At 54.2% G+C, this 15,479-nt stretch carries 15 protein-coding genes; 10 read left to right on the forward strand and 5 right to left on the reverse strand.

The window, feature by feature from the left end:
* The first annotated feature begins 185 nt into the window (after positions 1-185).
* Genes VH86_RS07980 through VH86_RS08000 form a run of 5 tightly spaced genes read left to right on the forward strand, consistent with a single transcriptional unit; the run spans position 186 to position 4,332 of the window.
* Positions 186-1,334, forward strand: coding sequence for an ABC transporter ATP-binding protein (locus tag VH86_RS07980; protein ID WP_045832497.1), 1,149 nt, complete (start codon positions 186-188; stop codon positions 1,332-1,334).
* Positions 1,335-1,337: 3 nt separating this feature from the next.
* The gene (locus VH86_RS07985; RefSeq protein ID WP_045832498.1) at positions 1,338-2,333 is read left to right on the forward strand and encodes an NAD(P)H-quinone oxidoreductase; all 996 of its coding nucleotides are present in this window, start codon (positions 1,338-1,340) and stop codon (positions 2,331-2,333) included.
* Entirely contained in the window at positions 2,330-2,944 is a 615-nt protein-coding gene (locus tag VH86_RS07990; RefSeq protein WP_045832499.1) for a glutathione S-transferase N-terminal domain-containing protein, read from the forward strand. The genes VH86_RS07985 and VH86_RS07990 overlap by 4 nt, the downstream gene beginning before the upstream one ends.
* Before the next feature lie 12 nt (positions 2,945-2,956).
* Complete coding sequence (locus VH86_RS07995; RefSeq protein WP_045815582.1) at positions 2,957-3,406, forward strand: type II 3-dehydroquinate dehydratase; 450 nt, start codon at positions 2,957-2,959, stop codon at positions 3,404-3,406.
* Positions 3,403-4,332, forward strand: coding sequence for a glyoxylate/hydroxypyruvate reductase A (locus VH86_RS08000; RefSeq protein ID WP_045832500.1), 930 nt, complete (start codon positions 3,403-3,405; stop codon positions 4,330-4,332). The genes VH86_RS07995 and VH86_RS08000 overlap by 4 nt, the downstream gene beginning before the upstream one ends.
* Before the next feature lie 6 nt (positions 4,333-4,338).
* Here the strand turns inward: VH86_RS08000 and VH86_RS08005 are convergent, their stop codons facing one another.
* The gene (locus VH86_RS08005; RefSeq protein WP_045832501.1) at positions 4,339-5,301 is read right to left on the reverse strand and encodes a LysR family transcriptional regulator; all 963 of its coding nucleotides are present in this window, start codon (positions 5,299-5,301) and stop codon (positions 4,339-4,341) included.
* Between the two features lie 344 nt (positions 5,302-5,645).
* Between VH86_RS08005 and VH86_RS08010 the strand changes: the two genes are divergently transcribed.
* From VH86_RS08010 to VH86_RS08030, 5 genes are all read left to right on the forward strand, one after another.
* Entirely contained in the window at positions 5,646-6,677 is a 1,032-nt protein-coding gene (locus tag VH86_RS08010; RefSeq protein WP_045832502.1) for a polyamine ABC transporter substrate-binding protein, read from the forward strand.
* Positions 6,678-6,741: 64 nt separating this feature from the next.
* A complete protein-coding gene (locus tag VH86_RS08015; RefSeq protein ID WP_045832503.1) occupies positions 6,742-7,596 on the forward strand; it encodes an ABC transporter permease in 855 nt (284 codons plus the stop codon).
* 1 nt (position 7,597) lies between these two features.
* Positions 7,598-8,416, forward strand: a complete 819-nt coding sequence (locus VH86_RS08020) for an ABC transporter permease (protein ID WP_045815577.1) — start codon at positions 7,598-7,600, stop codon at positions 8,414-8,416.
* A 122-nt stretch (positions 8,417-8,538) separates the two neighbouring features.
* Entirely contained in the window at positions 8,539-9,789 is a 1,251-nt protein-coding gene (locus VH86_RS08025; protein WP_045832504.1) for an NAD(P)/FAD-dependent oxidoreductase, read from the forward strand.
* Positions 9,790-9,866: 77 nt separating this feature from the next.
* Positions 9,867-11,006, forward strand: a complete 1,140-nt coding sequence (locus VH86_RS08030; protein ID WP_045832505.1) for an alpha-hydroxy acid oxidase — start codon at positions 9,867-9,869, stop codon at positions 11,004-11,006.
* A 45-nt stretch (positions 11,007-11,051) separates the two neighbouring features.
* Here the strand turns inward: VH86_RS08030 and VH86_RS08035 are convergent, their stop codons facing one another.
* From VH86_RS08035 to VH86_RS08050, 4 genes are all read right to left on the reverse strand, one after another.
* Positions 11,052-11,771, reverse strand: coding sequence for a dienelactone hydrolase family protein (locus VH86_RS08035; protein ID WP_045832506.1), 720 nt, complete (start codon positions 11,769-11,771; stop codon positions 11,052-11,054).
* A 128-nt stretch (positions 11,772-11,899) separates the two neighbouring features.
* Positions 11,900-13,114 carry a multidrug effflux MFS transporter gene (locus VH86_RS08040; protein ID WP_045832507.1) on the reverse strand — a complete coding sequence of 405 codons (1,215 nt, stop codon included), beginning with the start codon at positions 13,112-13,114 and terminating at the stop codon, positions 11,900-11,902.
* A gap of 208 nt (positions 13,115-13,322) precedes the next feature.
* Positions 13,323-14,012: a type 1 glutamine amidotransferase domain-containing protein gene (locus VH86_RS08045; RefSeq protein WP_045832508.1), complete on the reverse strand. Its 690-nt coding sequence runs from the start codon at positions 14,010-14,012 to the stop codon at positions 13,323-13,325.
* Between the two features lie 13 nt (positions 14,013-14,025).
* Positions 14,026-15,444, reverse strand: coding sequence for a coniferyl aldehyde dehydrogenase (locus tag VH86_RS08050; RefSeq protein ID WP_045832509.1), 1,419 nt, complete (start codon positions 15,442-15,444; stop codon positions 14,026-14,028).
* Between the last annotated feature and the right edge of the window lie 35 nt (positions 15,445-15,479).

Below are 15,479 nucleotides of genomic sequence, written 5' to 3' on the forward strand. Positions count from 1 at the left end.
CAGTCAATTCGTCCAGATTCTTGTTATTCGCACACCCGACTGAAGGGCGCGGCGCCAAAGCCGCGCGCGCATACTTTCCCTGCTTTAACTTTTCCAAACACCAGCTTCAGGAAGCACTAACCGCATGATGCGCGCATTCACCGTATGCTGGTGGCAAGCAAAGTTAGCCCGTTTCTGGAGAGTCCATGGTCAGTGCAGAAGTCACCTCGTTCCCGCAGCCCGACGTGCTGCATCCTGTCGCGAATAAAGCCAACGTTGCCGTGCAACTGGATGGCGTACTCAAACGCTTTGGCGATGCCATTGCGCTACACAAAATTTCATTAACCATCGAAGAAGGTGAATTTATCACGCTGCTCGGCCCATCAGGCTGCGGCAAAACCACGCTGCTGAACCTGATGGCAGGCTTCGCCGAAGCAGATGGCGGTGAGATTTTTATTGATGGCGATCTGGTCACCGAGATCCCACCTTATCAGCGTGAAATCGGTATTGTTTTCCAGAACTACGCACTGTTCCCGCACATGACTGTCGATAAGAATGTCGGTTATGGTTTGCGCATGCGCGGTGTGCCCAAAGCGGAAATCGCTGAACGCGTAGAACAGGCATTAGCGCTGGTTAAACTGGCGGGCTACGGTCAGCGCAAGCCGCGTGAACTCTCTGGTGGGCAGCAACAGCGTGTCGCGCTGGCGCGCGCGCTGGTGATTCGCCCGAAAGTGCTGCTGCTGGATGAGCCGTTCTCCGCGCTGGATAAAAATCTGCGTCTATCGATGCAGGTCGAGTTAAAAGCGATTCAGCGCAAACTCGGCGTCACCACGGTATTTGTCACCCACGATCAGGGCGAAGCGCTGAGCATGAGTGACCGAGTCGTCGTGATGTCTGCTGGACACGTTCGCCAGATTGGTACCCCGGATGACATCTATCGCCGTCCGCAGGACCCTTTTGTCGCGGGATTTGTCGGCGATGTGAATATCCTGCCAGGCCACTACGCTGGCCGCGATAGCACCGCCGTTATAGAGCTGGGCGGCAATAAACTGCGTCTTCCGGCTGAGCGTGTGAATGCCCATGTGGGGGAACGCCTTGATGTCTACATGCGCCCAGAAAACCTGCAACTGGCCCCGCTAAGCCCGCACTCCCTGTTCAGTGCCACGGTGATTACCCATGTCTTCCAGGGCGACCATGTGGATGTGCATCTTGATGCGCCGGCATTGGGCAGCGCGGCGTTATTTGCGCGCCAATCGGGACTCGATTCCCTGACACGCTGGCCGGTGGGCAGTGTGGTGGGCGTGAGCGTTGATGATGAAGGTGTTTGTGCGTTTAGCGCGGCGAAGCAAGGATAATCGATGTTACCTGAAATGATGAACGCTGTGATAGCACGCCAGCCCGGCGGCCCTGACGTGTTGGCCTGTGTCAGCCGTCCTGTGCCGCAACCGGCTGCTGGAGAAGTATTAATTCGCGTCACCTGCGCCGGCGTTAATCGCCCGGATATTATGCAACGTAACGGTATGCCGTTACCGCCAGGCACCACTGACATTCTCGGGCTGGAAGTCTCAGGCACCGTGGTCGCCCTCGGCGCGGGTGTCGAATACCCGGCTGTCGGGAGCGCCGTTATGGCGTTACTGAGTGGCGGCGGCTATGCCGACTATTGTGTCGCGCGTGCCGAACTCTGCCTGAACGTCCCGCATACCCTGCCGCTGGGTCAGGCAGCAGGTGTGCCGGAAGCCGCATTTACCGTCTGGCATAACTTGTTTGAGCTGGGCCGTCTGCAACCGGGTGAAACGGTATTGATCCATGGCGCAGCCAGCGGAGTGGGCACCTTTGCGGTCCAATGCGCCCAGGCATGCGGTGCTCAGGTGTTCGCGACTGCAGGCGGTGCCGACAAAATCGCAGCACTGCAACAGCTTGGCGTCTGCCGTGCCATTGACCGACATGGCGAAGATTTTGTTTCCGTCATTGAGGATGAAACCCAGGGCCGCGGTGTGGATGTGGTGCTGGATAACGTGGGCGGCGATTACGTGGCGCGCAACCTCAGCGTACTGGCCCCCGGCGGACGCCACGTGAGCTTGTCGTTTATGCAAGGGGCGAAAGTTGAGATCGACTTGCAAATGGTCATGCGCAAAGGGTTAAGCCTGACGTCATCCACCTTGCGTCCTAAAAGTGCCGCTGAAAAAGCGCGGCTGGCGCAACGTATCAGCAAGCATCTGCTGCCTTTGCTGGCGAGCGAAAAAATTGTGCCGATCATTCATACGACGCTCCCGCTGGCGCAGGCCGCCGACGCCCATCGCATTCTTGAAGCTAACGCCAACATTGGCAAAGTTCTGCTGCAGGTGGCGTCATGATGCAACTCTTTTACGCCAGCACCTCGGCGTATGTGCGTAAAGTTATGGTCTGTGCGCAGGTATTGGGTCTGGCCGACGCGATCGCGTGGCTGGATTCGGCGGCACATCCTGTCGAACGGGATGAACGGATCGCCGCGTTTAATCCTCTGGCGAAAGTACCGGCCTTGCGAACCCATCATGGGCTGTGTCTGTATGACAGCCGCGTCATTTGTGAATATCTGAACGCGCTGTCACAAGGCACGCTGTTCCCCGCAACCGGGGATGCACGCTGGCAAAGTCTGACAAGACAGTCATTGGGCGATGGCTTAATCGATGCCGCCTTATTGGCCCGCTATGAATTTAGCGCGCGCCCGGAAGAGAAACAGTGGCAGAACTGGGCCGACGCGCAGTTGAAAAAAGTCTCCGCTGCACTGGGCGAAATCGAACGACAAGTTTCGCAATTCAGCCAGCAGCCTGATGATATTGGTCTGATCGCGATTGGCTGTGCATTGGGCTATCTCGATTTCCGTTTCGCGACGCTTAACTGGCGTGATAGCTATCCGCTGACTGCCGCCTGGTTCGCGCATTTTGATGCTCATCCGGCGATGCTCGCAACGCGTCCGCACGTTTAACCAGGAGTTTTCATGTCACAGCAAATCTATTTTCTGAATGGACCCAACGCCAATTTGTACGGCCTGGATAAGAATGGCACTTATGGAAGCGAGAGTTTTGTCAGCATCGGTGAACGCTGCCAGCGCCGCGCGGCGTCACATGGCGTGGTATTGCACTTTCGTCAGAGCAACCATGAGGGTGTGCTGGTCGACTGGATTCAGGAAGCGCGACAAAATGCCGCAGGGCTGATCATCAATGCAGCCGGTTTGACCTACAGCTCCGTGCCGATTCTGGATGCGCTGCTGATGTTCGATGGCCCGATCATCGAGGCTCACATGAGTAACATCTGGAAGCGCGAGCCGTTCCGCCATCACTCCATGGTGTCGAAAGCGGCAACCGGTGTGATCGCGGGGCTCGGCGTGCTGGGCTATGAACTGGCGATTGATGCGGTCGTCACGCTTATCAAGGCGGATGTGGCATGACAACCTTGGTGTTTTACAGCGAATTTGACAGTTTTTCCGAGTGGTCAGCATTACTGGCACCGCATCTGCCCGGTGTGACAATTTGCCGTGCCGAGGAGGTTCAGGACGCTAATGACGTGCACTTCGCGCTGGCGTGGAAACCGCCACACGGTTTCTTTGCCCCGTACGGTAATCTTAAGCTGTTGGTGAATCTCGGTGCCGGTGTCGATTCGCTGGTGGGGCGCGATGATCTGCCGGATATTCCGATTATCCGCCTGTCCGATCCTGATATGGCCAGGATGATGGCCGGCTATGTGCTGTTTGCGGTGTTGCGCTATGCACGCGATATTCCGGCATTTGAACGGGCGCAGCGTGAGCAGCGCTGGCACTATCTCCACCCTCGGGTGCCATCAAGCGTGCGGGTTGGCGTGATGGGTTTGGGAGAGTTAGGAGCCTTTGCGGCGCAGGAATTAGCACGACAGGGGTTTACTGTACGCGGCTGGTCACGCTCGCAAAAAACCATTGCCGGTATTGAATGCAGCAGCGGGTTGGCATCGCTGGATGATTTCCTCAGTCAAAGCGACATTTTGGTCGTGATGTTGCCATTAACGCCGAGTACTACCGGTTTGCTGAGCCAACAACGGCTGGCGCAGCTGCCAAAGGGGGCGGCCTTTATTAATGTGTCACGCGGCGCGATTGTTGATCAGGCTGCGCTGACCTGCGCGCTGCAATCGGGAGATATCGCCGAAGCCACGCTGGATGTGTTTGACCGCGAACCGTTGCCGCCAGAAGATCCGCTGTGGCGCATGGAGAATGTGTTAATTACCCCTCATCTGGCCTCGGTCGCCATCCCCGCCAGCGCAGCGTTACAGGTTGCTGAAAATATCCAGCGGGCCGCGCGCGGGGAAGCGGTCTCCAATCAGGTGTTCCCGGAGCGCGGATACTAAGCGTCTTCAGGCGACGCGCACCACTTGTGGGTCGAAATAGCTCGGTGCTGCCATGCCAGGAATGTACTGATCGGAAATGAACATATGGCAGCGTTCGGCAAAGGCGTTCACCACCATCGATTGCTGGGTGTTGGCCATCGTGGCGTAGCCGAGCTGCATCGGCTTGTTTACCCCCGCAAGGCGCACCCGGATCAGCCGTTTACCATCCTGTGAGAGGTGCGCCTTCGGGCGCACGTTGGCAATGCCAAAACCCACGCCGTTGGCCACCATGGCGCGCACCACTTCCATGTTGCTCGAACGCATGACCACATTCGGCGCCACGCCCGCTTCACTGAACAGGCCAAGAAAATATTCGCGGCTCCAGGGCATATCCAGCAGCACCATTGGCATCGTCGCCAGATCCTGAATGGTCACCGCCGATTGTGTCGCCAATGGATGATGTTCGCCCACCATCACATACGGCGGCAACTGCGCCAGGGATTTAAACGCCACGTCATTGGCGGGCACTAAATCATAAGTGAGGGCGATGTCGATATCTGCCGAGCGTAATTGCTTCAGCAATTGCTCGTGGTTGCCTTCGACCAGGGTGATACGTACGCCAGGAAAGGCGCGACCAAAGCCAAACACCAGTTCCGGCGTCAGCATCGGTGCCAGCGTATCCAGACAGCCCACGCGAAGCGGGCCGCGTACGTTGTTGAGTGACTCAGAGGCGATGGTATAGAGGTTGTTCATCTGATCCAGAATCAGCTTGGCTTCTTTTAACACCTGATGACCAATCGCCGTCAGGGAGACGCCCTGCGCATGGTGACGCACAAACAGCTGCACCCCCAGTTCAGATTCGATATGTGTAATGGCTGCGGAAATCGACGGTGATGAAACGTGAATACGTTCCGAGGCACCAATAATGCTTCCGGCCTCACCGGATGCGACAAAATATTCCAGCTGGCGCTGGGTGATGCGACTGAGCATGCAGATTCTCCTGGGATCGCCGACGCGATCGTGTCGCGCCAGTCATTCTAATAGTGCCGATTACCCTGCATTAATCATGCCAGAGGCCGGTTAACAGCATGATCGCCTGACCGTACCATCACGCCCATTCGCTTCTGCCTCATCACTGGTTAAGAAAATCCGTTGTAAAGCAGCGTCGTTTTTAGCCTCAGAAATCCTGATGCAAGGGCGAGGAAAAGGCTGTTTTACCGAATCACATCGCCACGGCATTATCCCAGCAACACCAGAAGAGTCCGATAGCACTGTTTTGGTGCATCGCGTTTCACCTTGCTGTTACAGCCATTTCATTCATTGGGGACGAGAATATGTTGCGTAAGATTTGTGCCTTAACATTGCTGACGACGAGTGTATTAACTGCAGGTAATGCAATGGCCGCCGACAAGCTGATTGTCAGCACCTGGGGCGGCAGCTTTAAAGACCTGATTGATGAAACCATCGCCAAAGAATTCACCAAAGAAACCGGCGTTGAGGTGCAGTTTGTGACCGGCGGTACGATTGACCGTCTCAACAAAGCCAAACTGGCGGGTGGCAAACCGGAGACAGATGTGACCTTCACCACTGCGCACGTCGGCTACCTGTATGCCAATAGCGGCCTGTTTGAAAAGCTCGATATGAGCAAAATTCCTAACGCGGTCAATCTGGTTGAGCAGGCGAAGGTCAGCCCGTATCACCTCGGCGTGTGGGGCTACGTGTATACCATTGGCTATCGCCCGGATCTGGTACCGAAAGGTGAAACCTTTACGAGCTGGAATGACCTGTGGAAACCCGAGCTGAAAGGCACGCTGGCCCTGCCAGATTGGGATCCAAGCCATATCATTGCCGTTTCCGCCAAGCTCTCAGGTGCTGATGCCGCACATTGGCAGCAGGGCGAAGCGAAGATGAAGGCACTGATCCCGAACATCAAATCCTTCTATACCGATGACGCCAACAGCCAGCAGTTGATCTCCACCGGCGAAACGCCTGTGCAGGTCATGCTGTCCATGAACGCCTACAGCATGATGGCCGAAGGGGTGAACATCAAACTGGCGATCCCGAAAGAGGGTGCCATTTTGGGTGTGGATACCGTCGGCATCAACAAAGGGACTAAACACGCCGATCTGGCTTACAAGTTTATGAATATTGCCTTGAAACCGGAAATTCAGGAGCAGGTGGCGAAGATCTATCGCGGTAGCCCAACGGTGACCAACGCGCATATCGATCCGGAACTGGCGAAACTGCCTGGCATGTTGACCACACCTGCGCAGTGGAATGCCACCATCAACACCGATCCACAACTGCGTGCCGAGAAAACGGCCGAATGGCGCCAGTGGTTCTCTGAAAACATCATGTCTCATTGATTCGTTCATCACGGGCGGCCTCCGGGTCGCCCACAAGCAACACTTTATTCAGGCAGCAACGTCTATGACGAGAAAACCGACATTTTTACCCTGGTTCATTATCCCCGCCACACTGACAGCACTCGGACTGGTTGTCGCCATGTTCGCGGTGATGCAGTTTAGCGTGCGGGCTTATATTCCCGGTTCGCTCGACGTGGGCGGATTTACCCTGGCAAACTTTAACGGACTGCTGAAAAGCATTTACGCCGATGCTTTTATTAACACGGTGATGTTAAGTGCCAAAACTGCCATCTTTGGCTTGTTGATGAGTTATCCGCTGGCCTATGCGCTGGTGCGCACGCGCACCACCTGGATCAAATCGACGATTTTGATCATTGCGATTACGCCGTTGTTCCTTGGTGAAGTGGTGCGGACCTACTCGTGGATTATCGTGTTGGGAAACAGTGGCTTCCTGAACAGTCTGCTGCTGGCCACTGGCGTCATTTCAAAACCGATTCAGTTTATGTTTACCCAGAGCGGCGTGGTGGTGGCGCTGGTGCACGTCACCATGCCGATTATGGTGCTGATGCTGGCCACGGCACTGTCACATATCAATCCTGACTATGAAAAAGCCGCGACCAGTCTTGGTGCCGGCCCCGTTCGTACTTTGTTGACGGTGACGATTCCCTTATCGATCCCGGGCATCGTTGCCAGCCTGACCACGGCATTTGCCTGGACCTTCAGCGCCTTCGCCACGCCTCAGCTGATTGGCGGCGGACGAGTCAGCACCGTGGCAACCATGGTTTATCAGCTTGGTTTCTCGTCAATGAACTTCCCGTTTGCCGCTGCACTCAGTATTGCCGGTTTGATTCTGACCATCCTGCTACTGATGGCATTGAAACGGTTGACCCGCTTCCTGCACGTCATGGGAGAACATTAATATGACCCGTTCGATGAACGATAAACTGGTGACGCTGGCCGGACGTTTGCTGGTTGCCGCCATCCTGATTTTTGTCATGCTGCCCACCATCGTGGTGTTTATCTCCTCATTCAGCAGCACTGCGGTATTGTTCTTCCCACCGAAAGGCTGGTCGCTGCGCTGGTTTGAGCGTGCGGTGAATTACGATGATTTTCGTCACGGTTTCTATTCCGGGCTGATTGTCACCGCCTGGGCATCCTCGCTGGCTGTGATCATTGGTGCGACGCTAGCGATTGCCATTGAGCGCTACGCCTTCCCGTGTAAGCGAGTGCTGGAAGGTATTCTGTTATCGCCACTGTTCATCCCGCATTTCACCATTGGTTTAGGGCTGCTGATGTTGGTGTCACAGCTGGGGATCGGGCGTGGATACCCACTGGTCATTTTCTGCCACATCGTGCTGGTGTTGCCGTTTGTATTACGCAGCGTCTACGTTTCGCTGAAAAACCTCGAACAGCGTATTGAGATGGCAGCAGCCAGTCTCGGCGCCTCACCGCTGCGGGTCGTGTGGACCATTACGGTGCCGTTAATTTTACCCGGCCTGTTTGGTGGCTGGATGTTTGCTGCAATTCTCTCCTTTAATGAATTTACTGCATCGCTATTTATTACCACCCAGGCCACACAGACTTTGCCGGTCGCCATGTACAACTATGTGCGTGAATTTGCCGACCCAACGCTCGCTGCGTTGTCAGTGATTTATATTGCGGTAACGGCTGCCATGCTGATCATCGCGAATAAGTTCCTGGGGCTCGGAAAGATATTAAACGTTGAAGCCCGTCATTAACTATTCACCATGCGCTTAGGTTTTGCCGAAGCGCTGAATTAAAAAAGCTTGCTTAGCATTAACACGAACAATGATTACGATGATAAATAACCATCGCGTTCAAATCTATTTAGGGATTTCACATGTCAGTAAAAAAAATTAATACCGTAATTGTCGGTGCTGGTCAGGCGGGCATTGCTATGAGTGAACATCTTTCATTGATGGGTGTCCCGCATATTGTATTTGAACGTCATCGTATTGCAGAGCGCTGGCGTTCAGAACGCTGGGATTCACTGGTTGCTAATGGCCCCGCCTGGCACGATCGCTTTCCCTCAATGAAATTCGAAAATATTTCTCAGGAAGCGTTTCCGCCTAAAGAACGCATGGCTCAATATTTCGAAGATTATGCTAAAATGCTGAATGCGCCGGTTCACACGGGCGTTGAAGTGCATCAGGTTGAACGTCTGACGGGACGCAGCGGTTTTAAAGTGCTGACCTCGATGGGGGAATTTGAAGCGGATAATGTGGTGGCGGCAACCGGGCCCTTCCAGAAGCCTTCATTCCCGCAGATCGTACCGGAAAGTACCCATCTGCATCAGATTCACTCCTCATCCTATAAGAACCCGCAACAGCTGCCAGAAGGCGGGGTGCTGGTGGTGGGTGCCGGCGCATCAGGCTCACAAATTGCTGAAGAGCTGGGTAAAACAGGCCGTAAAGTCTATCTGTCGGTCGGCGAGCACTATCGGCCACCGCGCTCTTATCGTGACCGCGATTATTGCTGGTGGCTGGGCGCATTGGGCTTGTGGGATGAAGTGAAAATCAAACCGAAAAAAGAGCATGTTGCCTTTGCCGTGAGCGGCTATGAAGGCGGTAAAACCGTTGATTTCCGTCGTCTTGCACATATGGGCATTACCCTGGTCGGGATTACGCAGCAATGGAATAACGGGGTATTGAGCTTTGCGGGTGGTCTGGCTGAAAATATTGCTGAAGGTGATAAAGCTTATTTCGACGTGCTGCGTGATGCCGATGCTTATATTGAGCGTAACGGTTTGGATTTACCGCTGGAGCCACAGGCCTGGGAGTTATTGTCCGATCCAGACTGCCTGATAAATCCTTTGACGCAATTAAACCTGGCTGAGGCCGGTATCACCTCTATTATCTGGGCGACAGGATTTAAATTTGATTTTAGCTGGTTGCAGGCCGACGCATTTGATGAGAAAGGTGTGCCTTTCCATAAACGTGGTATTTCTGCAGAGCGTGGCATTTACTTCCTTGGCTTGCCAAATCTGGTGAATCGCGCCTCATCCTTTATTTACGGCGTGTGGCATGATGCAAAATATATTGCCGATCATATCGTGCTACAGAATGCCTATACGGACTACGAGAAGTCGTAAGTTATCTGTGTGTGTATTTGCGTGATCGCAGGCGGCTAAATGTTGTTTTATTTGGCCGCTTTTTTATCAGGTGGAAAATGACGATTACCTGTATTGAAGAATTACGGCAGCTGGCGAAAAAACGTGTGCCGAAGATGTTTTATGACTATGTCGATGCAGGTTCCTGGACGGAATATAGCTATCGTGCCAACGAATCTGATTTACGTCGCATCGAATTTCGTCAACGTGTCGCGGTGGATATTGCTGAACGCAGTACTATGAGCCGAATGATCGGGCAAGAGGTCGCTATGCCGGTGGCGATCGCCCCCACCGGGCTGACCGGCATGATCCATCCCGATGGCGAAATTCATGCGGCACGCGCAGCGAAAAAATTCGGGATTCCTTTGACGCTCTCTTCTATGAGTATCTGTTCGCTGGAAGCCGTGTCACAGGCCACAGAGGGACACCCATTTTGGTTCCAGCTATATGTATTGCGTGACCGGCAGTTCGTGGCAAACCTGATCGATCGCGCTAAAGCGGCCAACTGCAACGCGTTGGTCGTCACCATGGATTTACAGGTCTTTGGCCAGCGCCATAAAGACATCAAGAATGGCCTCTCCACGCCGCCGAAAATGACGCTGCGCAATATGCTGAATATTGCCAGTAAACCGCGCTGGTGCTGGCAGATGCTGAATACGAAGCATCGTAATTTTGGCAATATCATCGGGCATGTGAGCGGTGTGGACAATATTGACTCAATGGTTGAGTGGACGGCACAACAGTATGACCCACGGCTCTCCTGGCAAGATATCGAATGGATAAAGCGACATTGGGGCGGCAAGCTAATTGTGAAGGGCATCATGGATGTGGCTGATGCGCAACGGGCTGTTGAAGCGGGGGCCGATGCGTTGATTGTTTCCAACCATGGCGGGCGTCAACTGGACGGCGTGTCTTCGTCAATTACATTGCTGCCGGAAATTGTGGCGGCGGTCGGCGATCGGATTGAAGTGCATTTTGATGGCGGCATTCGCTCCGGCCAGGATGTGTTAAAGGCAGTAGCGTTGGGAGCCAGGGGCACCTATATCGGACGCAGTATGCTGTACGGTTTGGGGGCGATGGGTGAAGAAGGGGTGACCACAGCGCTCAGCATCATCCGTAACGAGTTTGATCTGTCGATGGCGTTTTGCGGCAAAACCGCTGTAGCGGACATTGATAGCGGGATTTTACGCGTGCGCTGAAAGACGGGGAAATAGCGGGAGGCTAGTCAGCCTCCCGCCGCGTCATTAAAACACTTCATCCAGCAATTGATACAGGCGTTTGAAGGCACGCTGCGTCACTTCCGGGTGATACTGCGACACGCCAGCATTGTCGGCTTTCGGATCGGTAAATGAGTGCACCGCACCCGCAAAGCTCACCAACTGCCAGTCAACGCCCTTGCTGTTCATCTCATTGGCGAAGGCAGCTAACTGCTCACGCGGCACCAGGGGATCGGCCGCGCCGTCCAGTACCAGCAGTGAAGCCTGAATAACCTGGTGGTCATAAGCGCCTTGGGTATCCAGCGTGCCGTGGAAAGAGGCGGCCGCTTTGATATCCGCGCCGCTACGTGCCAACTCCAGCGCACAGTGGCCGCCGAAGCAGAAACCGATAGCCGCCACCTTATCCGCATTTACGGGAGCCGTCGTTTGCGTGCGCAATGCGCTGAGAGCGGCCTGCATGCGCGCCACTTCGGCTGGGGTGTCTTTCACTGCCATCATCATCGCACCCGCTTCTTCGCCGTTAGTGGGGCGTTGACCCTGACCGTACAGGTCAGCCACCAGCACCACATAGCCGTGGGCAGCAATGGCTTTGGCTTGTTCAGCAGCATCCGTGGTGGCACCCATCCAGTTGGGCGCAATCACAATGCCTGGTTGAGCGAGGTTATTATCAGCCTGATAAACTAAGTAACCTTCAAATGTATCGTTGTCCACGGTGTAAGAAAGGAATGAAGACTGGATATTGCTCATTAATTAAGCTCGCTTATTTTTATTAGCAGATGAAGCCCCGACGTTACCGACTATTTTAGATTAAGCAATTGCATGCTGGACTCACCGCACCAAATGTTTAATGTCATATTTAACATTTCACTTCAGCGTTAAATTTCTGCCATTTTAGGCTGGGCTTTTCCTCCGCCAAGCGTGCTAAGAAAACTGAGCAGGGTGAATACCGTCATAATGCTCACCATAATCCAGGGCGTGCCATTGTTAAGCCCTGCCAGCAGCAGTGAGGAAACAATGCCACTGCCGTATTGCAGAGAACCTATCAGCGCCGATGCTGAACCGGTGGCATTCGGCACGGCATCCAGCGCGGCCGCGGTGGCTGAGGCTGCAATAATCCCGTTCATCGAGAAGAAGATTAAAATACAGATAACCAATCCCGCCAACGCTGCTGGATGCGTTTCCAGTACAAAACACATCACGAATGTCATCAGTGCGGCGATAAAAGAGGCGGATTTCAGCAGCGTCTCCAGTCTGACCTTTTGTACTAAACGTTTATTGAGGGTGCTGACCGTCACCAGACCCAGGATATTAATGGCGAACAGCCAGCCATAATGTTGCGGATCGATACCGAAATAGCTGATATACACCGCAGGCGATCCGACAATAAAGGCGTAAGCGGCAACGTAATAAAAAGTGACACACAGGGTAAAGCGCATAAAGGTTTTATTCTGCAGCAGCGTGCGATAATTACGCACTATTTGCCGAGGTGACGCCTTTACCCGTTTTTCCGCGGGCAGTGTTTCAGGAAGCCAGAGCAGTGAAATGAACATCAATGCGCCGACCACCGCCAGAAACCAGAAAATCACCGGCCATTGCGAGTATCGAATGATTTGCCCACCCATTAAGGGGCCCGCGATTGGGGCGATAGCCATGACAATGATCAACGTTGATAGCATCTGCGCGGCACGTGTACGGGTAAACAGATCGCGAATCATTGCACGTGCCAGCATTGGGCCGGTGCAGGCGCCAGCCGCCTGAATGACGCGCCAGAAGACGATTTGAGACATATCGGTAGAGAGTGCGCATCCCGCTGAACCGATAGCAAAGATAATCATGCCGATGTATAGCGGTGTTTTGCGTCCGAGTTGATCGCTAATCGGGCCCCAGATTAACTGCGCGATGGCAAAGCCAATCAGAAATCCAGTGACCGTCAGTTCCGAATCACCGTGTAGCGCGGCTGACATCGCAGGCATGGCCGGAAGATAGATATCGGTAGAGAGCGAAGTAAATGCCATCAGCGCACTGAGAATAATTATAAAGGCGATACCGGTTTTCATATCCGGAGGATGCGTTGCAGTTTTGATATCCATAATGTCTTTTTATGAGAGAAAGGAAGGTGCTGTGCAGTGCCAGGGCTCGAACACAGTATTGGAAACGGGTTGGAGCCTAGCTTAACAAAGGCGAGCGGGATTGATTAGGTGCGTCAGTCTACTAACACCTATGAGAAAATTTCATTAATGGAATGGCTAACAAGACAAAAGCACATCACTGCCCGAGCAGTGATGTGCTTCAATGCGATTAAGGCTGCTGCGATGCCAGTTGCAGCAGCAGCGCTTTCGCCACATCTTCTGAGCTGGCCGGATTTTGCCCGGTGATCAGATGACCGTCTTCTACGACAAACGGTGCCCAGTCAGCGCCCTTTTGATAATGCGCACCCAGTTTGATGAACTCATCCTCAATCAGGAAAGGCACCACATCGGTCAACTCAACGGCTGCTTCTTCGCTATTCGTAAAGCCGGTGACCTGCTTACCCTGAATGAGCGGGGCACCGCTGGCGGCTTTCACATGACGCAACGCGCCAGGCGCATGGCAGACAAAACCTATCGGCTTACCTGCACGATCAAAGGATTCAATCAGCTGAATGGAGTCTGCTGACTCCGCGAGATCCCACAGAGGGCCGTGGCCGCCAGGATAAAAGACGGTATCAAATTCTTGCTGATCGATGCCTGCCAGCTTCACGGTATTGGCGAGTGCCTGTTGTGCCGCGGCATCAGATTTGAAACGTGCGGTCATTGCGGTCTGGAATTCGGGTAAATCACTTTTTGGATCCAGCGGCGGTTGTCCGCCCGCCGGGGAAGCCAACACCACTTCGGCGCCCGCATCTTTAAACACGAAGTAGGGCGCGGCGAACTCTTCCAGCCAGAAGCCGGTCTTTTTGCCGGTGTTGCCCAGTTCGTCATGGGATGTCAAAACCATCAAAATTTTCATATTCTGTCCTCGATTAATGTTGGTTATTCAGTAATGCGGTCAATGCTGCGCTGTTGTCCTGATAGGGGGCGCGCAGCCGTAAATTCGTGGTGCCGGCCTCATCCTGGATCACAATCGGCTTAGCATGGCTAAAGCGACGGAATCCATGAATCCCGTGATACGCGCCAATCCCGGAAGCGCCCACGCCGCCAAATGGCAGGCTGTCGAGAGAAGCATGGGTCATGACATCATTTATCACCAGTGCGCCAGATGTCGTGTGCTGCGCCATTAACTGTTGGCGCTGTTCGTTGTGGCCAAAGTAGTAGGCGGCCAGTGGTCGCGGATGTGCATTGATATAGCGAATCGCTTCCTTCACCTCTCCGCTGTAGCTTTTAATGGGCAGCAACGGGCCAAAAATCTCTTCCTGCATGACCGCCATCTCCTCGGTGACATCGAGGATCAAATGCGGCGCGATTTTGCGGCTTTGCGCATCAAAGTCGGGCTCGCCGACAGGGGCCAGGCTGACAATGCGCGCCCCTTTGCTACGCGCATCTTCGATCAGATCGACCAGCCGTTGGTAATGACGATCGCTGATAATCGCGGTGTAATCCTCGTTGTTCTGCAACGCTGGGAAAGCCTGCTGCATGAACTGCCGCGACGCGGTGATGAATGCTGCTTCAGCCCCATGCGGAAGCAACAGGTAATCCGGTGAGATACAAATTTGTCCGGCGTTAAAGGTTTTAATGGTCAGGGTTCTGGCGGCGGCTATCGCCACATCCGCATCCGCATCGATCACCACCGGCGATTTTCCACCCAGCTCCAGCGTGACGGGCACCAGATTTTCCGCCGCTGCACGCATCACATGCTTGCCGACGGCGGTGCTGCCGGTGAACACCAGATGGTCGAATGGCAGGGCGCTAAAGGCTTGTCCCACGCTGGCGTCACCCAGAACCACGCTGAGCTCATCAGCGGCGAAATAACGCGGTACTAATTCCGCTAATAATGCGGAGGTGTGAGGTGTCAGCTCCGAGGGTTTCAACATCGCCGTGTTGCCTGCAGCAAACACACCGGCCAGTGGGCCAAATGCCAGGTTAATGGGGAAATTCCACGGGCTGATAATGCCGACTACGCCTAAGGGTTGCGGTTCGATGCGCGCCTGCATACCCGCAACCGGGACTTCGGCGATCTCCGGCTGCATCCACTGCGCCAGATGCTCAGCGGAGTGCTGCAGCATGTTGATGGTAGTCATCAGGTCGGCCGCCTGGGTTTGATAGGCACTGCGATGACCGAAATCGGCGCTGATAGCCGCAGTGAGTGCGGCATGATTGTCGCGAATTAACGCCACGCTGCGCATTAAGCGGTCGCGGCGAAGTGCGGCGTTTGCCGGTGCTGTTTGCAGGTGAGCCTGTTTCATGGTTTGCAGTACATGCAGTAATTCTTGTTGAAGTGACATGATTTTTCCCGTGCTTTTCAAGATGCAGGCAGCTT

The sequence above is a fragment of the Pantoea sp. BL1 genome (genome assembly GCF_000963985.1).
GTDB lineage: Bacteria > Pseudomonadota > Gammaproteobacteria > Enterobacterales > Enterobacteriaceae > Pantoea > Pantoea rwandensis_B.